Origin of the sequence: Veillonella parvula, assembly GCF_902810435.1 — a bacterium.
GTDB lineage: Bacteria > Bacillota > Negativicutes > Veillonellales > Veillonellaceae > Veillonella.
The window spans coordinates 485,991-507,842 of record NZ_LR778174.1; the positions used below are offsets into that span (position 1 = coordinate 485,991).

31 protein-coding genes are annotated in these 21,852 nt (G+C 41.2%); 29 read left to right on the forward strand and 2 right to left on the reverse strand.

Features of this window, described 5'->3' with window-relative positions:
* The first annotated feature begins 7 nt into the window (after positions 1-7).
* The 24 genes from FNLLGLLA_RS02015 (at position 8) to FNLLGLLA_RS09880 (ending at position 18,435) form a co-directional block, all read left to right on the forward strand.
* Positions 8-1,912, forward strand: coding sequence for a phage terminase large subunit family protein (locus FNLLGLLA_RS02015; RefSeq protein ID WP_174892219.1), 1,905 nt, complete (start codon positions 8-10; stop codon positions 1,910-1,912).
* A gap of 8 nt (positions 1,913-1,920) precedes the next feature.
* Positions 1,921-2,166 (forward strand): DUF6148 family protein, encoded by a 246-nt coding sequence (locus tag FNLLGLLA_RS02020; RefSeq protein ID WP_174892220.1) that lies wholly within the window; start codon positions 1,921-1,923, stop codon positions 2,164-2,166.
* A gap of 9 nt (positions 2,167-2,175) precedes the next feature.
* Positions 2,176-3,783 carry a phage portal protein gene (locus tag FNLLGLLA_RS02025; protein ID WP_174892221.1) on the forward strand — a complete coding sequence of 536 codons (1,608 nt, stop codon included), beginning with the start codon at positions 2,176-2,178 and terminating at the stop codon, positions 3,781-3,783.
* Entirely contained in the window at positions 3,776-4,858 is a 1,083-nt protein-coding gene (locus FNLLGLLA_RS02030; protein WP_174892222.1) for a head maturation protease, ClpP-related, read from the forward strand. The genes FNLLGLLA_RS02025 and FNLLGLLA_RS02030 overlap by 8 nt, the downstream gene beginning before the upstream one ends.
* Positions 4,858-5,196, forward strand: coding sequence for a hypothetical protein (locus FNLLGLLA_RS02035; RefSeq protein WP_174892223.1), 339 nt, complete (start codon positions 4,858-4,860; stop codon positions 5,194-5,196). The genes FNLLGLLA_RS02030 and FNLLGLLA_RS02035 overlap by 1 nt, the downstream gene beginning before the upstream one ends.
* 13 nt (positions 5,197-5,209) lie before the next feature.
* A complete protein-coding gene (locus tag FNLLGLLA_RS02040) occupies positions 5,210-6,259 on the forward strand; it encodes a major capsid protein (RefSeq protein WP_174892224.1) in 1,050 nt (349 codons plus the stop codon).
* Between the two features lie 14 nt (positions 6,260-6,273).
* Positions 6,274-6,510 carry a hypothetical protein gene (locus FNLLGLLA_RS02045; RefSeq protein ID WP_174892225.1) on the forward strand — a complete coding sequence of 79 codons (237 nt, stop codon included), beginning with the start codon at positions 6,274-6,276 and terminating at the stop codon, positions 6,508-6,510.
* Positions 6,510-6,863: a hypothetical protein gene (locus FNLLGLLA_RS02050; protein ID WP_174892226.1), complete on the forward strand. Its 354-nt coding sequence runs from the start codon at positions 6,510-6,512 to the stop codon at positions 6,861-6,863. The genes FNLLGLLA_RS02045 and FNLLGLLA_RS02050 overlap by 1 nt, the downstream gene beginning before the upstream one ends.
* A complete protein-coding gene (locus FNLLGLLA_RS02055; protein WP_174892227.1) occupies positions 6,851-7,384 on the forward strand; it encodes a hypothetical protein in 534 nt (177 codons plus the stop codon). Before FNLLGLLA_RS02050 ends, FNLLGLLA_RS02055 begins: the two co-directional genes overlap by 13 nt.
* A complete protein-coding gene (locus FNLLGLLA_RS02060; protein WP_077708154.1) occupies positions 7,384-7,863 on the forward strand; it encodes a hypothetical protein in 480 nt (159 codons plus the stop codon). Before FNLLGLLA_RS02055 ends, FNLLGLLA_RS02060 begins: the two co-directional genes overlap by 1 nt.
* Positions 7,864-7,872: 9 nt before the next feature.
* The gene (locus tag FNLLGLLA_RS02065; protein ID WP_174892228.1) at positions 7,873-8,100 is read left to right on the forward strand and encodes a hypothetical protein; all 228 of its coding nucleotides are present in this window, start codon (positions 7,873-7,875) and stop codon (positions 8,098-8,100) included.
* Positions 8,101-9,540 (forward strand): phage tail sheath family protein, encoded by a 1,440-nt coding sequence (locus tag FNLLGLLA_RS02070; protein WP_174892229.1) that lies wholly within the window; start codon positions 8,101-8,103, stop codon positions 9,538-9,540. It abuts the gene before it with no gap.
* 16 nt (positions 9,541-9,556) lie between these two features.
* Positions 9,557-10,090 (forward strand): phage major tail tube protein, encoded by a 534-nt coding sequence (locus FNLLGLLA_RS02075; protein ID WP_038125816.1) that lies wholly within the window; start codon positions 9,557-9,559, stop codon positions 10,088-10,090.
* 22 nt (positions 10,091-10,112) lie between these two features.
* A complete protein-coding gene (locus tag FNLLGLLA_RS02080) occupies positions 10,113-10,409 on the forward strand; it encodes a hypothetical protein (protein WP_077708157.1) in 297 nt (98 codons plus the stop codon).
* 169 nt (positions 10,410-10,578) lie between these two features.
* Complete coding sequence (locus FNLLGLLA_RS02085) at positions 10,579-12,915, forward strand: phage tail tape measure protein (protein ID WP_174892230.1); 2,337 nt, start codon at positions 10,579-10,581, stop codon at positions 12,913-12,915.
* The gene (locus tag FNLLGLLA_RS02090) at positions 12,908-13,111 is read left to right on the forward strand and encodes a tail protein X (RefSeq protein ID WP_060924349.1); all 204 of its coding nucleotides are present in this window, start codon (positions 12,908-12,910) and stop codon (positions 13,109-13,111) included. Before FNLLGLLA_RS02085 ends, FNLLGLLA_RS02090 begins: the two co-directional genes overlap by 8 nt.
* Before the next feature lie 3 nt (positions 13,112-13,114).
* A complete protein-coding gene (locus FNLLGLLA_RS02095; protein ID WP_174892231.1) occupies positions 13,115-14,275 on the forward strand; it encodes a phage late control D family protein in 1,161 nt (386 codons plus the stop codon).
* Positions 14,265-14,729: a baseplate assembly protein gene (locus tag FNLLGLLA_RS02100; RefSeq protein ID WP_174892232.1), complete on the forward strand. Its 465-nt coding sequence runs from the start codon at positions 14,265-14,267 to the stop codon at positions 14,727-14,729. The genes FNLLGLLA_RS02095 and FNLLGLLA_RS02100 overlap by 11 nt, the downstream gene beginning before the upstream one ends.
* A gap of 9 nt (positions 14,730-14,738) precedes the next feature.
* Entirely contained in the window at positions 14,739-15,215 is a 477-nt protein-coding gene (locus tag FNLLGLLA_RS02105; protein ID WP_174892233.1) for a phage tail protein, read from the forward strand.
* Between the two features lie 2 nt (positions 15,216-15,217).
* Positions 15,218-15,529: a GPW/gp25 family protein gene (locus FNLLGLLA_RS02110; protein WP_174892234.1), complete on the forward strand. Its 312-nt coding sequence runs from the start codon at positions 15,218-15,220 to the stop codon at positions 15,527-15,529.
* Complete coding sequence (locus FNLLGLLA_RS02115; protein ID WP_174892235.1) at positions 15,526-16,647, forward strand: baseplate assembly protein; 1,122 nt, start codon at positions 15,526-15,528, stop codon at positions 16,645-16,647. Before FNLLGLLA_RS02110 ends, FNLLGLLA_RS02115 begins: the two co-directional genes overlap by 4 nt.
* Positions 16,644-17,303 carry a phage tail protein I gene (locus FNLLGLLA_RS02120; RefSeq protein ID WP_174892236.1) on the forward strand — a complete coding sequence of 220 codons (660 nt, stop codon included), beginning with the start codon at positions 16,644-16,646 and terminating at the stop codon, positions 17,301-17,303. The genes FNLLGLLA_RS02115 and FNLLGLLA_RS02120 overlap by 4 nt, the downstream gene beginning before the upstream one ends.
* A gap of 9 nt (positions 17,304-17,312) precedes the next feature.
* Complete coding sequence (locus tag FNLLGLLA_RS02125; protein ID WP_174892237.1) at positions 17,313-18,200, forward strand: gp53-like domain-containing protein; 888 nt, start codon at positions 17,313-17,315, stop codon at positions 18,198-18,200.
* Positions 18,201-18,249: 49 nt separating this feature from the next.
* On the forward strand, positions 18,250-18,435 hold the full coding sequence (locus FNLLGLLA_RS09880) for a hypothetical protein (RefSeq protein WP_462933661.1): 186 nt from the start codon (positions 18,250-18,252) through the stop codon (positions 18,433-18,435).
* Here the strand turns inward: FNLLGLLA_RS09880 and FNLLGLLA_RS09885 are convergent.
* Positions 18,432-18,617, reverse strand: coding sequence for a hypothetical protein (locus tag FNLLGLLA_RS09885; RefSeq protein ID WP_462933660.1), 186 nt, complete (start codon positions 18,615-18,617; stop codon positions 18,432-18,434). The two genes, FNLLGLLA_RS09880 and FNLLGLLA_RS09885, sit on opposite strands and share 4 nt — an antisense overlap.
* Positions 18,618-18,908: 291 nt before the next feature.
* Positions 18,909-19,760: a tyrosine-type recombinase/integrase gene (locus FNLLGLLA_RS02130; RefSeq protein WP_174892238.1), complete on the reverse strand. Its 852-nt coding sequence runs from the start codon at positions 19,758-19,760 to the stop codon at positions 18,909-18,911.
* A 26-nt stretch (positions 19,761-19,786) separates the two neighbouring features.
* On the opposite strand from FNLLGLLA_RS02130, the gene FNLLGLLA_RS02135 reads away from it, so the two are divergent.
* Genes FNLLGLLA_RS02135 through FNLLGLLA_RS02155 form a run of 5 tightly spaced genes read left to right on the forward strand, consistent with a single transcriptional unit; the run spans position 19,787 to position 21,847 of the window.
* On the forward strand, positions 19,787-20,176 hold the full coding sequence (locus FNLLGLLA_RS02135; protein WP_077708167.1) for a hypothetical protein: 390 nt from the start codon (positions 19,787-19,789) through the stop codon (positions 20,174-20,176).
* A 1-nt stretch (position 20,177) separates the two neighbouring features.
* Positions 20,178-20,318, forward strand: a complete 141-nt coding sequence (locus FNLLGLLA_RS02140; protein WP_174892239.1) for a hypothetical protein — start codon at positions 20,178-20,180, stop codon at positions 20,316-20,318.
* Positions 20,319-20,334: 16 nt separating this feature from the next.
* Positions 20,335-20,886, forward strand: coding sequence for a hypothetical protein (locus FNLLGLLA_RS02145; protein WP_077708168.1), 552 nt, complete (start codon positions 20,335-20,337; stop codon positions 20,884-20,886).
* On the forward strand, positions 20,879-21,271 hold the full coding sequence (locus FNLLGLLA_RS02150; protein ID WP_077708169.1) for a hypothetical protein: 393 nt from the start codon (positions 20,879-20,881) through the stop codon (positions 21,269-21,271). The genes FNLLGLLA_RS02145 and FNLLGLLA_RS02150 overlap by 8 nt, the downstream gene beginning before the upstream one ends.
* The gene (locus FNLLGLLA_RS02155) at positions 21,272-21,847 is read left to right on the forward strand and encodes an N-acetylmuramoyl-L-alanine amidase (RefSeq protein ID WP_077708170.1); all 576 of its coding nucleotides are present in this window, start codon (positions 21,272-21,274) and stop codon (positions 21,845-21,847) included. It begins immediately after the preceding gene.
* Positions 21,848-21,852: the final 5 nt, after the last annotated feature.

The following is a 21,852-nucleotide window of genomic DNA, read 5'->3' on the forward strand; positions in this document are numbered from 1 at the left end:
TGATGGCATGAAAACGGCAAAAGAATTGTGGCAATATGTCTCTAAAATGGGTCTAAAACCACTACCAAAAACCAGTGTTAGCCAATGGGCTGACGATTATCGCATGCTATCACAAGGCCTTTCTGCTGAACCAGGGCGTTGGAAAACGAGTAGAGCGCCATATCAAAAGGATATTATGGATGCTTTCACGCAACCTGGTATCAATCGTGTAGTGGTTAAGAGCGCCAGTCAAGTGGGAAAATCAGATATCATGAATAATGTCCTAGGGCGATACGCTCATCTTGATCCATGTGCGGTGATGATGATTCAACCGACTATCGAATTGGCTCAAGATTATTCAAAATCTCGTATTTCTCCAATGATCCGTGATACAAAAGTACTATCACAGGTATTCTATGAAACGAAATCTGAAGACGGTGCCAAAACAAGAGATGGTAAGAACACAATCTTATCTAAGTTATTCCCTGGTGGCCGTCTTATTATGTGTGGGGCGAACAGTCCGGCAGGATTGGCATCACGTCCTGTGCGTGTGCTACTTGCGGACGAAGTAGACCGTTTCCCAGATAGTGCCGGTACAGAAGGTGACCCAGTAGACCTTGCTGCCAAACGTATGACAACATTCTGGAATAGAGTTATGGGGCTATTCTCCACGCCAACTAATGAAGGTAGCTCACGAATCGATGTAGAGTATCAAACAGGTACGCAAGAAGAGTGGCAACATGAGTGTCCTAATTGTGGTGAGTATCATTTGATACGACATACTGAGATGGAATGTGAGACAGAGGAACATAAGGACGCTAAAGGCCGGAAGATTGTAGTAGTTAGTGATGTGAAATGGCGGTGTCCAGATTGCGGATCTACATTCTCTGAAGACGAAATGCGGAAAGTCCCTCAAAAGTACATATCGAAAAACCCAGCTGCGTTGCATAATGGCATACGCAGTTTTTTTGTGAATGGATTCACGTCTCCGTGGCTCACATGGAATGACATAATGAGGGAATGGCTAGAGGCAAAAGGCGACCCTACACGTGAAAAAGTAGTTATGAATACTCGTTTTGGTGAATCATACGCGCAACAAGGTGCATTCGAAGACTATCAACAATTCATTAGGCGCCGTGAGAAGTACGGCGCAGACCTTCCGGACGGTGTGTTACTGCTAACTGGTGCCGTCGATACACAAGACAACCGGTTAGAGTATGAAATCACCGGTTGGGGGTACGGTGAAGAATGTTGGGGGATCTGTAAGGGTGTTATCTTAGGAGAACCTGATAATAAAGCGACATGGGATGCACTTGATGCGGTGCTTGATAAGGTGTACCGATTTAAGAACGGAACAGGGCTTAAAGTAGCACGTGCTTTCATTGACTCCGGCGGTCACTACACGTCAAAAGTATATAAATACTGTGAAAAGAACTTCAGCAAGCAACGATTTGCCATCAAAGGTACGGCCGGAACACCTGGCATACCGTTAAATTATAAGATTGGTAAAGCATCTGGAAGCAAGATTCCACTTGTCATGCTAGGTGTAGACGATGGGAAACAACAGGTAATAAACCGATTGGCCATCGATGAACCTGGCGATAAGTACTTTCATTTCCCTTTGGATGAAGAATTCCTAGGAACTAGAGGGTATGACGAGTTGTATTTCAAAGGGATCATTTCGGAACACAAGAAGAAAGTAAAACGTAAGGGCGTTATCCATGAAATATGGGAACCTACTGCAGGGGTTCGTAATGAACCTTTGGATTTACGTGTATATAACCTAGCGTGTATGAACTCAATCCATCCTGATTGGGATAGATTGGCGGAAGTAGTTAAAGGTGGAGGCCATTCCACTACAACAGTAACTACTCCACGAAAGAAACCAATGCGTAAACGTGTTCGCAGAGCTAGTAAAGCAGCAGATATTTAGGAGGATGTATGGCAACTAGTTATTCAAGTAAGCCAAGGCTAATTGATGTCCGGTTAGAGTGGTACGTCAAGGCTGAGGAAGCAATATTGACTGGCCAAAGCTATACAATCGGAAATCGGACTCTTACAAGGGCAAATTTAGCAGAAGTAAGAAAAATGATTGATGATTTAGTGGCAAGAGGCGCCAAATTACCTGGTATGGATACCGATAATGGACGTGGAAACCGGTCAAAACGGGTAGTTTTTAGAGATTAGGAGACTAAAATGGCGAGAAAAAACAAGAAATTTAGCGCTAAAATAGGCACTCCGAGGGCTAAAAATAGCGGATATAGTGAGGGTGGAGCCTCTAATAATAACAAATCATTGAAGGGATATAACCCTAGAAAACTGGGTTATAAGGCTGATATTGGTGCGAATTTATCGACTTTGCGTGATAGATCCGCAGATTTAGCTATCAATACACCAGTTGGCACGGCTGCAATCAACACAAGCACTACTCATACAGTTGGCGCAGGCCTCAACGTGTTCCCTAGACCTAAGTTTCAAATCTTGGGAATCAGTGCAGAGGAGGCTAGAGCATGGGCTCGTAAGGTTCGTGCTGAGTTTGATTTATGGGCCGAATCAAAAGACTGTGATATCTACCGTAAGAACAATTTATATGACATGCAAAGCATAGCATATCAAGGATATCTCACAGATGGTGATAGTTTTGCGGTATTTAGACGTAAGCCGACAACACCAGATATGCCGTATACGTTGCGCCTTCAATTAATTGAAGGTAATCGTGTAAGTAATCCGCTTACTGATTCCACATATGTTACAGGCGACCCAACTGGCGTTGAAGCGCTTAACCAAGATAATGGGAACCGCATATTGAATGGTGTAGAAATCGATACTGACGGTGCTATTGTAGCCTACTGGGTATCTAATCAAGTACCTGGCGAACCAATTACAAGCGTGTTAACGACATGGGCAAGGGTTGAAGCATACGGCAAGCGTACAAGCATTCCGAATGTACTGCAAATTAGTAATGATACTAGACCAGAGCAGTATAGAGGAGTTCCTTATTTGGCTCCAGTTATTGAAACGCTAAAGCAAGTGTATCGATATACAAATGCAGAGCTTACATCGGCTATTATTAAATCGTATTTTGCGTTATTCTTTACGGAAGCCGTGACTAATTCAGGTTCATTAAATGATATGTTGGCCGACAATGGTGTTGATGATCCAACGGAACCAGTAGTCGATGTATCAGAATACAATTTAGGACCTGGCACATTAAATGCCTTACCTAAAGGTGTGGATGTAAAAAGTGTTGATGCTTCCAATGCTCAATCTACTTTTGAAGTATTTAGTACCCAACTCATCAAACAAGTAGGTGCTGCACTTAACCAGCCTTACGAAGTATTGATGAAGAACTTTAACTCTTCGTATTCTGCAAGCCGTGCAGCAATGTTACAGGCTTGGGAAGAATATAAACTACGTCGCAAGTGGTTCGCTCGTGACTTCTGCCAACCAATCTATGAGGTATGGTTAATGGAAGCAGTAGCGAACGGCCGAATTGAAGCGCCTGGTTTCTTTGATGATCCATTAATTCGAAAAGCATGGTGCAATGCTGATTGGTTCGGACCAACGATGTCCATCCTTGACCCTGTTAAGGATATGAATGGTAGTACCCTTCGCATTGAGAATGGAGTTTCCACTCGTGAACGTGAAGCGGCTGAAATGACAGGGACAGACCTTGAAGAAAACATTGCACAACTTGCATTTGAAAAGCAACTCATGGAGAAATATGGCATTGGGCTAGCTGATGCGGTAAATCCTTCCGTTGGCTCTAAATCTGAAGCGAAAGGAGGTGAAGAGGATGAATAAATTTTGGTCTGTTAAGAATTTTGTAAATCAAGATGGTACCGGTCAATCTGAATTGATTTTGTATGGTGATATTTCTGATACCTCTTGGTGGGGTGATGAAATTACACCACGTGAATTTGCAAGTGACTTGGCTAGTTGTAATGGTAATGACTTAACAATGCGCATCAACTCTGGTGGTGGTGACGTGTTCGCAGCACAAGCTATCCACAATATGATCAAAGCCTATACTGGCAAAGTAACAGCACATATTGATGGCTTATGCGCAAGTGCTGCTACAATTATTGCCTGTGCGGCGGATAAGGTAATCATGCCAAGTAATGCTCTGTATATGATTCACAATCCATCTGTATTTCTAGGTGATAGCTTTGATGCGGACGGATTAACTAAAATGGCTAACTATTTGGCGAGTGTTAAACAGACAATCGCAAACGTTTATTTGAGCCGTAGCGACGTTTTGACATCTGAACAGGTAAATACACTTATGGATGATGAAACGTGGCTCACAGCGGACGAGGCGAAGTCCTACGGCCTGATTGATGAAGTAGATACGGCAATTACGGACAAAGCTGTTATGAATAACGGAATGGTTATCGTAAACAAAGTATCTTGCAAATACTCGGCCAAAAATGAAACCAAAATCAAACAATTTTTAACAAGTAAGGAGAAACCTATGACTGAAAACCAATTCATGGCAAGCTTAAAAGGTTTGCTCGGTATTTCTACAAATGAACCTGCAGAAAACGCAGCAGTAACAGCAGAACGCGAACGCGTTGAAGCATTAAATACGTTAAAAGGTGATAATGAAGTCATCAATCGTTTAGTTGATGTAGCTGTTAAAGAAGGTAAAACAGTAGATGAAGTAACACCTTTCATCTCTGCCGTATCTGATATTCCTGCAAGTGATAACAAAGTAGTTGACCAAATCCGACAATTAGTTATTGATCAAATGGAATCTGGTGCGGATAAAGTGGCACCTCAAGGTGCATCTACAGCAGAAACCAACGATGCGGTAGCAAAAGCTAGTGCAATTGATGAAGTCGTAGCATTTGCGAATGCTAAGAAAGGCGGTAAATAATGGCATATTTCGAACAAGTAAATGGTGTCGCAGCTGATTATCTATTAGGTGGTGGCGGTGTACCTGTATTAACTCAAAATGTAAAAGTAGTAGCCGGTGATTATAAACGTGGCCAAGTTCTTGAAAACAACTCTGGTACATTCCAAAAAATCGCAAGTGGTAAGCCTGCGGGTATCGTAGTATCTGATACTACCGCAACTACTGAACACAATGTATTAACTGTATACATTTCCGGTCGCTTTAATCGTGAAGTATTGGTAGTTGACCAAGCTTACAAAATTAATGATCATGAAGCGGACTTCAAGGACGCTCACTTATTCTTAACTAGCATTAAATAGGGGGAACTATATAATGGCAATTGATTTCAAAGATACATTTTCCTTGATGCAAGCTGTGGAACGAATGAAAACTCCGGCAAGTTTCTTGCTTGATACTTTCTTCCCACAAGTTCCAGCAGTTGCAACTTCTAAAAAAATCGCAGTAGAAACTCGTAAACGTGGTCGCACATTAGCACCTTTCGTATCTCGTGGTGCATCTGGCGTTAATGTTAAACGTGCAGGATCTAAAATTGCTTTATACGAAGCACCTATGATGGGCCCTCGTACAGTTATTGACCCAGAACAACTTGATAAACGTGCATTTGCTGAAAACATTGTGTCTACAATGACACCTGCACAACGTGCCGCACAAATGCAAGCTGAAGATTTGTCTTACTTACAAGGCACAATTATTAATCGTAAAAATAAAATGGCAGCCGATTTGCTTACTACTGGTAAATGCAAAATCGAAGGCTATGCTGACGATGGTGAAACAGTTCAAGTTGATGAAATTGATTTCGAATTTGAACAAGACATTACACCTACTACTACTTGGGACCAAGCGGGTGCTGACATTTATGGCGACTTGAAAATGGCGTCCGAAAAAATTCAAGAAAACGCAGGTATCGTTCCAACTGTGTTAGTCGTTGGTAAAAACGTTGAAAAATACATTCTTGATAATGCATCCATCAACAAAATGTTAGCAATTCCTAATCGCGAAAACATGTCTATGTTCAGTTTTGCTCCTGAATACTTGTCTCCACAAGTTCGATATGTTGGCCGTATCATGTCTTTGAATATTGATGTGTACGCATACCTTGAAACATATCAAGATGATGAAGGTAAAGTAAAATCCTTTATTGGTGATGATGCAGCAGTAGTAGGTGTTCCTGGCCGTGGCCGTCAACAACATGCAGCAGTAACATTGCTCAACGATGACAATCAATTCACAACATATGCAGGCATTTATGTACCTTACTACTATGCTAATAAGGCTACACAAGAATTAACATTGTCTGTATACTCCCGTTGCGTATTGATTCCTGAAACTATCGACGATTGGGCTACTATTAAGACTAAATAGGGGGTAACCTACTTATGAAAATCAGAGTATTAAAGGGTTATTTAGCACATGAAGGCGAGATGTATGGCAAAGGCGAAGTAGTCGACATCAAAAAGAAAACGGTTGCGTTGTCCTTGCTTGAATCTGATAAGTTTGAATCTGCTGAAGATGATCCTATCGAAGTACCGGAACCATTGGAAGTCGTTCCAGATGAACTAGAAGAAGAAATGGAATTACCTGAAGTTGATGCGGAAGTTACGGTGAAAAAATAATGCGATTTAGAGATTACCTAGAAAGCGATATTGACGATGTATTCCTTAATGAAGACGAATTCGCCGAAGGGCATAATCTAAATGGCACAGTAGCTAAAGCGATTATCCAATCGCCAACGGCGAGGGAGTCATTCTTGTCGAATGGCTCTCACGTATCAAATGACGGATTACACGGGGGGTCTGTATTTGTGCATTGCAAATTAAAGGACATCCCTGAAATTCCATCACAGGGAAACGTATTCCGATTAGATGATGATGTGTACATCGTTCAAAGTGCAACGGAAGAAGATGGGCTCGTGTCTATCGAACTTAGAGCAGAAGCTAGAGGCGGTGTTGACGGATGGTTGAGCTAGAACTTGATAAAAGTGCAGTGAAAACAATTGAAAAAGCACTGGAAACATTAAAAGAAGATAGAGTTCGACGTGTCTGCCAAGCCGCATCTAAGCGTGCTGCAACAACCGCAAGAAAAGCAGGTACGCAAGCACTACGTAATATCTACGCCATTAAAGGTGTATCGGTCGTAAAGTCTGGTGTATCTATTAATAAATTGAATGATGGCACAGAAATGCGTATCAAAGGTGGTTATACTAGCGCTCAAAAGTACTTTAAGATTAAATCGCTTAAACGAAAAGGTGTGTTTGTGTCTATTAAAAAAGGTACAGAAACAAAGGTACCAAATGGCTTTGTTAGTGCATCTGGTATATTCATGAAACGCCAAGGCAAGGACCGATACCCATTAAAAGGGATATATGGACCAGCCTTACCGCAAATGTTTGGTAATGAAACTGTTATGAATGCCATGCAAAAAGAAGGCATGGAAATGTATGAAAAGCGCCTATATCACGAATTAGAGCGTGCGTTAGGAGGTAACTAATGACACCATTAGATGTATCAGACGGCATTGCCGCCTATCTCATGGATGAGTTGCGCAAGCTAAATGAAACAAGTGATGTTACCACGAGCCCTATTCGAGTATGGAGCGGGTTCTTACCAAGGGTGGATAAGAATGAAGATAAGCGCAAGTTATGTCCAGCCGTAGTAGTGCATCCGTATTCTGTTAGTGATGCGGATAGTTCGACGGTAGGTATTACTGTATTGGTAACTACTTATGACGAGGCCTTAACAAAAGGTCATGTCGGACTATATCACCTCTTAGAGGTAGTGCGTGAGCGGTTACTATCTGATAATCCAGTAGCACTTAAATATGAAATTAAGGAGAATACCGTTAATACAACAATTCCTGATGATCAACCATACCCTCAATGGGTTGGATATCTTGAATTTGAAGTGTACATTCCAGTTATTCGTAGAAATCTTAACAAGATATTTACGGATAATAAAGTAATTGAATAGGAGACAACGATGAACCCTGTTGTATATATTGGGCCTTCGTTCCGCAGTAGCCGGTTAAATCAATTCATGGTATTTAGCGACGGTGCACCACTGCCGGAAGCAGAAGACCCTATTTTTATGCATTTATTCGTGCCTCTGGACGAACTCAACCAAGCAATGATTGATGTGAGAACACAAGGCACACAATTAAATGTATTCTATGTTAACGCATTGAAGAATTATAAAGGAGTGAAGTAAATGGCCTTTTATCATGGCGTCAAAACAAGTGAGCAAGCTACCTCTGTAATTGCTCCTGTCCAAACTACTGCCGGCCTTCCAATTGTGTTCGGTACTGCACCTGTACACCTTACAGAAGACCCTAGCGCAGTAATTAATAAGCCAATCATCTGTTATAGCTGGGAAGAAGCTGTTCAACAACTTGGCTATTCTGAAGATTGGACACATTTCACATTGTGTGAAGCAATGTACGCACAATTCAAATTGTATGGCGTAGCTCCAATCGTATTTGTTAACGTATTGGATCCTGCTAAACATAAGAAATCCACTACAACAACTGCTACATTGACAGAAAAGAAATGCATTGTAAAAGCTGCAGTATTGCTTAACACATTGCAAGTATCTAGTGGCGGTCAAACAGGTGTGGCCAACACAGATTACACGGCGGCATTTGATGACAAAAATCAATTAATCATCTCTGTTATCAAAGGTGGTAAGTTCGATTCCGCAAGTACATTGGACCTCACATACGATGAACTCGATGTAGAAAACTTCGATTATAAAAACGTAATCGGCGGTGTAGATAGTAATGAAAAAGCAACAGGCTTTGAATTGATTGATACAATCTATCATCATTTCGGTATTGTACCTGGTCTTATTGCTGCACCTGGATTCTCTCAACATCCTACAGTCGCTTCCGTGATGAAAGCAAAATCTCGTGTTATTAATAACTTGTTTGGTGCGACTACTTTGGTAGATATCGATACTACACAAGTTGTTAAATACACAGATGCTTACGAATGGAAGAAAGGTAATAGCTATACAGGTGAATCTGAAGTCGTATGTTGGCCGATGGTTCGCAATGGCGATTATATGTTCCATATGTCTACGCACATCATGGGCATTATTGGCAAATGTGATGCATCCAATAGCGATATTCCTACGTTATCCCCTTCCAATAAGTCTATGAATATCACAGGCTTGTGCTTAGCTAATGGTAAGGAAGTAATGCTTACGCATTCGCAAGCAAACTTATTGAACTCTCAAGGTATTATGACGGCCGTTAATATCAATGGTTGGGTATCTTGGGGTAACTATACAGGTGCATATCCTGGCACAACTGATGTTAAGGATACATTCATTTGTGTACGCCGGTTCAATGATTGGGATGACCAAACATTCATCTTAACCTATTGGCAAAAAGTGGATATGCCTATCTTGCCTCGTAATATCAAGACAATTCTTGATAGTGAAACAATCCGTCTTAACGGTCTTACTTCTCGTGGCTTTATCTTGGGCGGTCATATTGAATTCAAAGAAGCAGAAAACCCTACAACAGATTTGTTGAATGGTATTATTCGCTTCCATAAATACCGTACACCTCCAATTCCAGCGCAAGAAATTGAAAGCATTTCTGAATACGATGTTTCTTATTTCAAAACGCTATTTCAAACAGTATAGAAAGGGGTAATTAATCATGGCATCTATCAATCAAGTGCCGGAAGTACTTAATGACTTCCGTGTATACGAAGAAGGCTCTGACAACTGTTTAGGTGTTGCCAAAGTGGAATTACCTAGTGAATCTGTAATGACTCAAACTGTAAAAGGTGTGGGCATTGCAGGTGAAGTAGAAGCGCCAGTTATTGGACACTACTCCTCTATGGAAACAAAACTTACTTGGAACACTCCAACAGAAACTACACACCGCCTTACAGGTGGTCGTGGCGTACGCTTAGAAGTACGTGGTGCTATCCAATGTTGGGATAGTGGCAAAGATAAATATGTAATCGTGCCTACACGTGCTGTTATTCGTGGCCGTGCTAAATCTAAAGAAAATGGCACATATGAATCTGGCAATACTATCGATGCAACGAACACAATCGAAACTACATACTTGAAACTCGAACAAGATGGCAAGGTAGTTCGTGAAATCGATAAATACGCCTATAAAGATTCTATTTCTGATGGCACCGACTTCCTTGGCGATGTTCGTGCTGCACTCGGTATTTAGTCTGTAGAAAGGACGATCACTAATGAGTAAACATAACACTATGAACGAAACACATGAACAAACAGGTATTGAATTAGTAAAAGCTGGTCATTCCTTACAATTTGAAGGCATCAGCGGTTACACATTAATTAAATGCGAAAAGTCCGCTAAGGGTGAAGATAAAACTATTACAGTTCCGGCATTATCCATGACGTATCAAGCACATGTAGCAGCTGCTGTATGCGGATGTAAAGTGGATGATATTTATAGTCTCCCGGCTGCCGATTTCACTAGAGTGTGCTTAGAGGTACAGAATTTTTTGCTCAATTCCGAAAAATAACAGACCTAGAACGGTATTTTACTGAGTGTGCAATTACGTGTAGTAAATACACTAGCACACCGATGGACTACTTCATTAGAGAGCTAGACGTGGATGAGTTCATAGTCCACGTTCGGCTCATTAGTGATAGTATCGAGCGCGAGAATAAAACAATGAAAGGGAGAAAATAATGGCCAATAAAGTCTTAGAAATGGCGATTGCCATTAAAGGTAAACTCGATGGCGGGTTATCTTCCTCCGTATCAAAAGCATCTCAGGAACTCAATAAATTATCTAATGTAATCAAAGATCAACAGGCGCAATATAGAAAACTACAAGCTATATCGCAAAAGACTGGTAATGTTAGCGATAGGAACGCAGCAATTGCAGCTGAGCAAAAGCTGAATTCTATGTTACAACGGCAAGCCCGGTTACGGTCTAATATCGCAAGTCAGACGGCGCATCAAAATGCAATCAGTAAAATGGGTGGTGCAAGTCCTTTAGCAGGTGCTGCATCAGCTGCGCAAGGTGCTAGTGCTGCGGTAAGTGGTATTACAGGAAAGCTTGCAAGTTTCGCTATGGTTGCCGCCGGTGGGTTTGGTATTGGTGCCATTATAGATAATGTAGTAAATGCTGGCGAAGCACTTTATCAATTGTCTAATAAATTACATATGACAACCGCTGAAACGGCACAATTTAAGAAGATTATGACATTAAGTGGTGTTGATGTAGAAGCGGCCGCAAAGTCTTTCGCTAAAATGGATAAGACTTTGGCTGGTGGCGGTAAAAGTGCTGAAGCTTTGCAAGGATATCTCAGTCAATTTGGTGTATCCTTAACCGATGCCAATGGCAAGTTATTGCCTATGAATCAACAGTTGGATGCAATGGCTAAAGGTTACCAAAATGCGGTAGCACAAGGCCGGGGACAAGAATTCATGCTTGAAACGCTAGGTGCAAAAGGTATGGAGCTTACTAAAGTATTTGAGAACTATGCAGATGCACAAGCGGCCGCATCACAAATCAAAGGCGTCGGAATAGATCCTAAATCACTCCATGAAATATGGCTACAAATGAACATCTTGAAAGCGGAAGCTACGCAAGTTGCATTAGGGTTGGCACAAGCCTTTATACCGATTGCTCAGCAAATATTACCAGCACTAATACCGGTATTGCAAGCTGTTGTAACCTTCATGAAGGATAATAAGGAAGCTATTGCCGCCGTAGTCACTAATGGATTGAAATTAGCCTTACTGTATGGTACGGCTACAAAACTAGCATCAGGTATTACTACAATTACCACGGCATTTAAAGGTGTAGAAACGGCAACGGGTGCATTTAAAGCAGCGGGTGCATTAATAGGTGGTCCATGGGTAATCGCTATCATGGCGATTATTGCGGTGATATACCTATTAGTAACTAATTGGGATACTATCTGTGCCACGTTAACATCTGTTTGGGATAGTGTATGTTCTGGATTGAGTTCAATATGGGATAGCGTATGTTCTGCTTTAAGTTCCGCATGGAGCGCCATTATATCCGGTATTATGGCTGTAATTAATGGGTTCTTATCATTAGGCCTTAGCGCATTTAATGCATTGAAAGCGGCAATAATTGCTTATGTAAATCTATGGTTAAACCTACCAACATATATTGGTATGGCCGTAGGATTCATAATAGGCATTATTTTGCGATTACCAGAGATAGCGGTACAAGTTGGTACTGCTGTTATATCTGCCGTTGTATCATTCGCTACTGAATGTTATAACTTCGCAGTTACTACATTTAGTGCTATGGTCGATGATATCTACAACTTCTTAATTAACTTACCTATGTACATGATCACTTTGGGCGCTGAGTTTGTAGCGGCGGTTATTTCGTTTGCCTCTGAGGCATATGCTACGGCCACATCATGGATTAGTAGTTTGGTTAACGATGTTATTAATTTCATCATGAATTTACCAAGTGCATGTGCTGATGCGGGAGCCGGTTTCGTAGCTGCCGCAGGCCAATGGGCAAGTGATGCCTATAATGCGGTATTAGACTGGATTAAACAAATTCCTAGTGCTGTATCTAATGCAATTTCAGGCGCATGGGATAGCATTAAGGCTCAATTTAGTGGTGGCTTTACTGTAGGTGTTCAAGCTGCAGGCGGTAATGCGTATGCTAATGGTGGTGTGATTACATCTCCGGAAGTCGCATTGATTGGTGAAGCTGGATATCCTGAAGTAATTGTACCTATTGATGGTAGTGCTAATGCTATGAACCTATGGCAAACGGCCGGACGAATGTTAGGTGTGAGTGGTGCGCAGTCAGCTGTAGCGCCTACTGTATCATTAGCACCTAGCGTGCCTGTTGTATCCTCATCTAGTAATAGTGGGGCACCTGTACAGATTACATTTGCACCAGTTATAAATGCTGGTAATGGTTCAACTGATGATATTATGTCGGCATTGGATGCTAAAATGCGAGAATTTGAACAAATGATGCGTAGCTATACCGCCGGACAACGGAGGTTGAGTTATGACTAGTTATACAACAATACAAGGGGATATGTGGGATTTAATCGCTTATAAGGTGTATGGCAACGAACGATACATTAATCTATTGTTAGAAGCAAACCAAAAACATCGTAATACGGCGATATTTTCCGCTGGTGTTGTGTTAACATGCCCAGATGTTCCTGCTGATTCCTTGCCTGAATTCTTACCACCATGGAGGCGATAGTATATGAGCTTACAAAAGAGCCTAGCTAAGGTCCAGAAATGGAAGAAAGATTTAACGCCACAAACGAAGTTAGCACGGCGGGTATGGTGTACGATTGGTTACCAACATTGGGGGAGTAAGGAGTCAAAGGACATCACCGACGATATTAGTAAATACCTTCTTGATGTAACTTTCACAGATAACCTTTCAGGAACTGTAGATGACGTGGCTATCTCACTAGAAGATAGGGGCCGTCTATGGGTCGGCGATTGGTACCCTGTGAAAGGGTCATTACTAGAAGTGGCAATTAATACTGTAGCATGGGAGAAATTAGGGGATGAACAATTTACGTTGCCAATCGGCAAATTTGAAATTGATGAATTCGAGGGCAGTAGCCTTCCTGATGTAGTTAAAATCAAAGGTGTCGCTATTATCGGTAGTACTGACTTGCGGGAGAAAAAGAAAGACAAATCGTGGAAAACTACAACGCTTAAAGCGATTGCTACCGAGAAAGCAAAAGATAATAAATTAAAGCTAGTATGGGATGCGGATTTTGACCCACCGTTAAAAGATGCATCACAAAGTGCTGAATCAGACCTCGCATTCTTGCAGAAACTATGCAATGATGCGGGGTTTTCTCTTAAGGTATCCACTGAACAGTTGATTATATTCGATGATTACAAATACGAAAACGTGAAGCCTAAAGTTATAATTCGTAGACCAGGTGGCCAATATCAACCTGTACAGACGAAGGAAGGCGAGCAACCGCCTTTGATTATTACTAGAGCCTTATCTTATTCGTACAAAAGTAAAACTCGTGAAGTATATCGAGCATGCCATGTGAAATATACAGATAAGGATAAGAAATCCGTTATCGAGGATACATTCGAAGATCCTGACCGTAAGGGTCACACGTACCTTGCTGTATTAGAGGTTAATGAACAGGTTAAAGATAAGGCTGAGGCAAAGAGATTGGCTAAAAAGAAGCTAAGAGAAGCCAATAAAGAAGCCGATACAATGTCTTTTAGTTTTCCTGGCAATCCTCTTATTATGGCATCGGTTACGGTTAATCTCGAAGGATTTGGGGTGTTCGATGGTAATTATTTAATTACTAAAGCAACGCATACATTAGGGGCCAATTATTCAACGTCGATTGATGTAAGGAGGTGTCTGAATGGCTACTGATATATTATCTGCATTAGCGGATATGATATTTATTGGAAATGTTTCAAGTACAATTCCTGAAGAAGGAAAAGCCGTTGTTACACGCCTAGATAGAGAAGGTGTTGTAACGGCGCCGTTATCTGTCATTAATCGAGGTGCAGCACATGATAAGGACTATTGGATGCCGGCTATCGATGACCAGGTACTATGCATTATGTTACCTAATCGGTCCGGTCGTGGCTTTTCTGATGGATTTATTATTGGAACATTCTTTAGTAGTGCGGACCCAACTCCAGGTGGCGCAGATAATGGTAAACGTGTGCTCACTGTTCCTGGAGATATGACGCTTAATGTTGGTGGCACATTATCAATCACTGCAAGTAGTGGCGATGTAGTGGTTAATGGTATTTCATTAGTCCATCACGTGCATGGCGGAGTAGTGTCTGGTGGTTCTACAACAGCAGGACCAGAATAGGAGGTATAGATGTATATCGGTTATTTAGCGGATATAGTATTTTATACCGCATTAGACAATGTTCTAACTGTATCGGATGTAACACGGTCAGGCAGTGCTAGATGGGAAAAGCACAATTTGATGCTAGAAAAGCCTGTTAAACAATTTAGTGGACCGGATGCAGAACAAATTACTTGTAAAATTCTTATTTCTGCATCGCTTGGCCAATCTCCGGATAGTACTGTTAAGAAATTGCGAAAGTATCGTGATACAGGGGCTGTATTGCCGTTCATTATTGGTGGAAAGCCCGTTAGTCAAAACTACTTCGTCATCATGTCAATGAGCGAGGATAGCTTGTTTACGGATGCCTACGGGAAGACACAATCCATTGAGGTTTCCCTTACTCTTGAAGAGTATCCGGACGAGAATATTGTAGAAGAAAAATCCATGCTTAATCAATATGGTCAGAAGTTCAATAAAGTTAATACGATATTGAGGAGGTTCTAGCCATGTCAGCAACGTATGAAATCAAACCAGTTACGGACAATAGGATATCGCTAGCACCTGAAAGTGAAGTCGCTGAGATTTTGCAGAATGTACAAACGATTATTTCTACTGTTCGTGGTAGTGTGCCTCTAGATCGGGAGTTTGGTATTGATGGACGTATTATTGATATGTCTATCCATCAGGCCCAAGCCCATCTATCTAATGACATATTCCAACAAATTAAACGGTACGAACCGCGTGCCAAAATTAGTGATATATCCTTTACCGCCACACAAAATGGGGCGTTGATTCCGAAAGTGATGGTGACTGTATGAGATTATCTGATTTACCTAATGTTGAGTTTTTTAATACAGATAAAGAACACGTTCAACAAAAGGTATTTGATATTTACACAACAATAACAGGGCGAACCTTGGGAGAGGGAGACCCTGTCACTTTATTTTTAAATGTAATTTCGGAAATTATAATCCGATTATTGAACGATGCAAATTATGCTGCTAAACAAAATCTATTGGCTTATGCAGAAGGCGATAATTTGGATCACGTCGGAGCGGTTCCTGCTGCTGTTGAGCGATTACAGGCAACAAAAGCGACTACGACTATCCAAGCTACATTATCAGCAGTGCGTACGAACTCTGTTATTATTCCAAAGGGCACTAGAATATCAACCGGAGGTGGTGAATATTTTGCTACCGTTGAAGACTTGGTAATTCTGCCAGGCCAACCCAATGGGTCTGTAAAAGCAGAAGCACAACGTACGGGCGCTCAAGGTAATGGGTTTAAACCGGGTGAAATAAGTACAATTATTGACCCTATAGCGTATGTGGATATGATGAGTAACACCACTTTATCTGAAGGTGGCTCCGACACAGAAGATGATGAAGCCTATCGCGAACGTATTCATGAGGCCCCTGAATCATTCTCCGTGGCAGGGCCAGAAGGTGCCTATGAGTATTTCACAAAATCTGCGTCGCATCTTGTGGCCGATGTAGGTGTATCCTCTCCGCATCCCGGGGAAGTTAATATTTACCCATTACTATCCGGTGGCGGCATTCCGGGGCAAGAATTACTTAAGACTATTACGGATTATTTATCCGATAAAAAACGTAGACCGTTAACAGATAAATTGACCGTATTAGCGCCTACTGCTACGCAATACAACATCGATGCTAAGTACTACATTGATAAAGGCGCCGATGCAACAGTTGTAAAAGCTAAGGCAGACAAAGCTGTTAATGACTATGTGACATGGCAAAAATCTAAATTAGGTCGCGATATAGTGCCTGGTCGATTGGTGCAAATGCTCATGGAGGTATCCGGCATTAAACGCGTCGAAGTGACAGCACCTGTATTTACTCCGATTGCAGAACAAAGCGGCATAGCAGTAGCCAATACAATCGCCGTAGTATTAGCGGGAAGTGAGGAAGAATGATACGTGATAGCAAGTATACCAGTGCGGAATATCTTCCTTCGTCAATCGATAAGGAGCCAATTAAGGCCCTTGCTAAAACGTGGGACGATACACTAGCCGAATTCATGAATACGAATACGCTACTATTGTGGTCATCTATTGATACTGAATCAGAAAGTGTAATTGATCATTTAGCGTATCAATTGCATGTGGATGACTATGATAGCGGACTGCCGATAGAAACTAAACGCGAGATGGTGAAGAATTCAATTGATATTCACCGTCACAAGGGTACACCGTATGCTGTTGAAAAGGCCGTACAGACTATATATTCTGATTCAAAAACCGAAGAATGGTTTGAATATGGCGGGAAACCGTACTATTTCAAGGTTACGCTAATCACAGCCCCATTAAGAGGCGAAACAGATATAGCTAAGCTTGTACGTGCTATTAATGCGGCTAAAAATGTACGGTCCTGGCTAGATGGTATTGAATTCATTCGACGAATTAACTTCAATAAGTATTTTGCCGGATGGTGCGGTGTATCTAGGAAAGTGAATATCAAGTGTGATTTCACGAATGCATGGCGCATTAATTTGAATACCCATGTAACGTCTTACACCGTTGAATCTAAGAAAACGAAGATTAATGTAGCGCTAGATAATAGCGTTAGATAGGAGGAATATATGGCAGAATGGTCAAATGCAACCATGACTGATATCGGTGCTGATCTTCAAGCGAAGGTAAATGCAGGCAAAACTAAATTGACATTCACTAAAATCAAAGTCGGTAGTGGCGTTAATGCAACGAATCCATTGGCACTAACTGATGTAATCTCCTCTAAATGGGAGACTACTAATTTTGTAGTTAAACAAGAAGGTAAAATCGTAAGCGTTGATACGTTTATTACAAATAACGGCATAAAAGAGGCATTTAGAATGTCAGAAATTGGGTTATTTGCCAATGATCCAGATAAAGGAGAAATATTGTATGCATACCTAACAGATCCTGAACCTGATAGAATGCCGGCAGAAGGGGGTGCGGTTGTTGTATCTCAAGAACTATCTATCGGGATGATGTTTAGTAATACAGGCAATGTATCACTTACAGTCAATATAGGGGCGCTAGTTAATCAGGAGCAACTTAACGAGCACAACTCCTCTATTTCATCTCATCCTCCTATTACTGACCAAATCAAAGCAATCCTCGGCAGTACTAACTGGAAAGATGTGCCGGCAAGCACGCTCGTCACAATTAAAAACCTGTTGGGGCAAGGTGCTATCGTGGCTTCTAAACTTGATGCTAATGCGGGGTTCGTTAAGTTTGCGAATGGTTTCACTATCCAGTGGGGACGCGATAACTATGATTCTGATGAGAGGAGTCATTGGGTTACTTTTCCAATATCATTTATTGAATGCTATTCTGCGGTGCCGTCTATAATTGGAGGTTCTAGTGATAGCATTAAGATTTACAATATTAATAAGACGGGTTTTGAAAAAGTTTCTTATTATAACTTTCAAACAAATAAGACAGTCTCGAGACCGTGTCTTTGGTTAGCAGTTGGTAAAGCTTAATGCCCAGTGGGTATTATTTAATGCTAATAATCAACCAAAGCCATGGACTGTGCGATATCCGATAGAGTTCAGTAATAAAACTATCGCCGTTTCTGCAACAAGATATAACGGTGATTATTCATTTTCTGAAATCATTTTATCGACATCTAGAAATCAGTTGACGTACAAGGATAGTGATTATAGAGGGCAGCAAGGTGTTGGTGACCAGATTATGTTTCTGATTATAGGTAATTAAATTTTTCCTAGAGCGAACCAGTAATAAGAAGCAGCATATCTATCACTTGCCGAAAATACGGCCTTAGTGGTGTCGCTCTCAGTCACGGAGTTGGCAAAATACCTAGGGGTATCTGAGCCCGACCAGTACGCATCAATAGCGTTCGCCATGAATAAAGTTGTAAATTTGATAGGGAATCGCACTTCTGTCTTAGTTACATTATCTTGGCCGCCTATTCCCCACTGGGTATTAAGATAATCCGACGGCTATCCACACAAAACTTCCAGTATCTGCTCTGTTAGTTAAGAATCTGATTGCGGTTCTATTAGATTGAGAAAATCCACTGTTCCACGAAATAAAGCATTCCGATCCAGAAGTCGCAACACTGACAGAGTCGTCGGTGGCTAAGGATACCAGAACAGTACTGTTAATCGGTAGCGAAATATCTTTGTAGTACCTATTGGAATCAAACCAGGATATTCCCCACTGGGGAGTTACTTTAATAATTCTATTGTTTTACGTAGTTCCCGAATGGTTTTGTGCGTGTATACCCTGGTAGTGATATCGCCTTGTTTATGACCTAACAATGCGCGTAACGTGTTAGGCGGCGCAATCGCATCAAGTAGACTTGCAAATGTGTGCCGGGTATCGTGGATAGTATGCTTGCAGTTAAGTTGTTTCATAATATCATGGAAATGCTTGCGAAATGATGTGTAGCTGATAGTGAATAGATAATTGTCTGTATCGTTGTATAATTGCTCAATTAATGGCATGATGCGGTGATGGATGGGAATGATACGCCCTTCACCAGCTTTTGTTTTAGCGTGTCTCACAATAAGGTATAATGATCGTCTATTGATATCTTGCCTACGTAAGTTAAGTAGCTCGCCGATACGGAGCCCGGTGTAGAGCAACATTAAAATCATTTGGGAATAAGAATTATCTATCGCCCATAATTTGTTGATTTGTTGGCGAGTGAATACTCTTCTTTTAATCATTGGTATATTGGGCCCTAGATTTAAGTGTGAGGCGTAATTAGTGATAGGGTAATCTTGGATGATTGCGTAATTAAATAATTGATTAAGTAACGTGCGGACTTTCTTACATGATGAGTAAGAAAGTCCTTTTACGTGCATGGAATTAATCACATTTTGAAGGTGCTGAAAATGAATATCCGTGATAGGCATATCCGCTATGTTGGATATGTGTTTAAAAGCAATATGGTAAGACTTAACGACACTCTTAGTAATAGCTTGTGAGTGAATAGGCAACCACTCGTTAAATAGTTGCCTTAATGTAATGGTATTGCGTTGTCTACGTTTTAGTATAACGGCGTAACGGCGCATAATTTCACCTCCGAAAGGATGCTACTATGAATCAATATGTATTTATTTTAAATGACAAAGGGGAGCGTATTACATCCCTGTGTGATAACACGTTGAGCCGTGATGATATTATGGCGCAAGCTGAACACGATTATCCAAATGCACAATATGTGTATTCTGCAGATGGTGACAGTATGCTAGATGAATTTATGAGCGGTAAATTGTATGTAAACGGAAAATTTATTGAGCCTGATCCGTATGTTCCTACAAAGGAAGATAAGATTAACGCTATAAAAGCTGAATATGAACCCCGCTTCAAAACGCTAGAAGAAGCGCAACGTAGATTGCTACTTATGGGAAAACCTACTAATGCAATTAGCACTCAATATATCAAGTTGAATAACGAAATGGTCGCACGAATTAAGGAGGTGCAATAATATGCCTAAATATATCGGTGATAGCAAAGTTCCTGTTATGGAATTCTGTGAGTACTGCTGGGAAGTACTCAACGATGACGGTACATGTCCAACAGAAGGATGCGTGCACAATGATTTAATGGCTTTAGATGAAGAATCATAAGGGCATGGGGGAGTGAATGGATATTCTTAATGATATTTTAATCATGCTCATCAGTGGTATATCGCATGAACATATAGTCAGTATGGGGGTAGTGATTATTTTAACCACTACATTGTTATTTGTGGACACAATACAGCGGATTGCTGCAGAAGTGTTGCGGTATAACAAAGATAATCACAGGCCTAATAATCCTATTACACTACTAACAACATTGACCTGGTATGGATGGGGAAAAGGTAGGTATATCGATGAAACTACCGGTGAACGGCGTAGATATTTAATGAGTGAGCGCCTTAGAGGTGATCTATTAAAGAAACTATGCATACAATATCCGGCATGGATGATACTATCCATTGTATTTATTTCATTACCTGATATCCCAATACCAAACACCAATCTATTCTTAGACCATATATTCTCTTATGCATTTATGCTGATACCATTCTTCGCTGAGTGTTGGTCTATTATTGAAAACCTACGTGAAATGGTTGAAGATGACCTAATTGATATAGGAAAAATATTTCAATATACGATTGAAATCATAAAGGCATGGAGGGGTAATGGATAAGCTAGCGATTATTAACCGCATTAAGCGGTCATATAAGTCCATTCGAATAGCTGGCATACGGCCAACAGGTGTATTAGCAACGAGGGCATTGGTCCTCGTCATGCTAGTACCGATGATATTAGTCGTTGCCCAGTATGTGCTATCGACGATTAAGGGGTATGTATCCCCTGAAGAGAATCAGCTTATCGATAAGGGTATTCTTATAATTGACCATATATTCGTACCATCAGTGCTTATGACCATTGTTGGATTGTGTGGCATGTTCATCGATAAGAACCATAACGGGATTCCAGATAAGCTTGAGGAACCAAATACATTGCCTATGAACAGACCTGGCATACAACAATTAGAGGATGATATTAACCATGACGAGAGGGGGAAATAAATGTTTAGACAAATTACAATGGACGAGTTAAAAGACCTAGCGCTAGATGCCTATGGCCAAATTGAAAAGGCGTACTATCATTGGACAGGGGTAAAAGGTGGTAAGCACTTCACAGATTACCATATCAACATCGACCGAGCAGGTACAATGTGGACCGATATAGAGGCCTTAACCGATTATAAGGAACACACCTATATGCGCAATAGTAACGCTGTAGGCATTGCCATTGAAGCGTGTTGGGATGCAGTCAGTGAAAATAACCTAGGTAGTGAACCACCAACAAAAGAACAGTTGGCCACTATGACACAAATTATGGCGGTGCTTACTATTAATGCAGGTGTGCCACTTGACCTACAACATCAGATGACGCACGCCGAAGCAGCAGATAATCGGGACGGATTGGACCTCTATTATTTAGATCCGACGGGCTATCCAAATAATACGTACGGCCCAGACTCCAACGTTGACCGATGGGACCTCTTGGTGTGCCATGAGGGCGACGAACGATGGAGTGGTGGTGACTGGTTACGTGGCACCGCTCGATGGTGGGGTGCTCAGTGGGGTAGTACAATTTAGGAAGG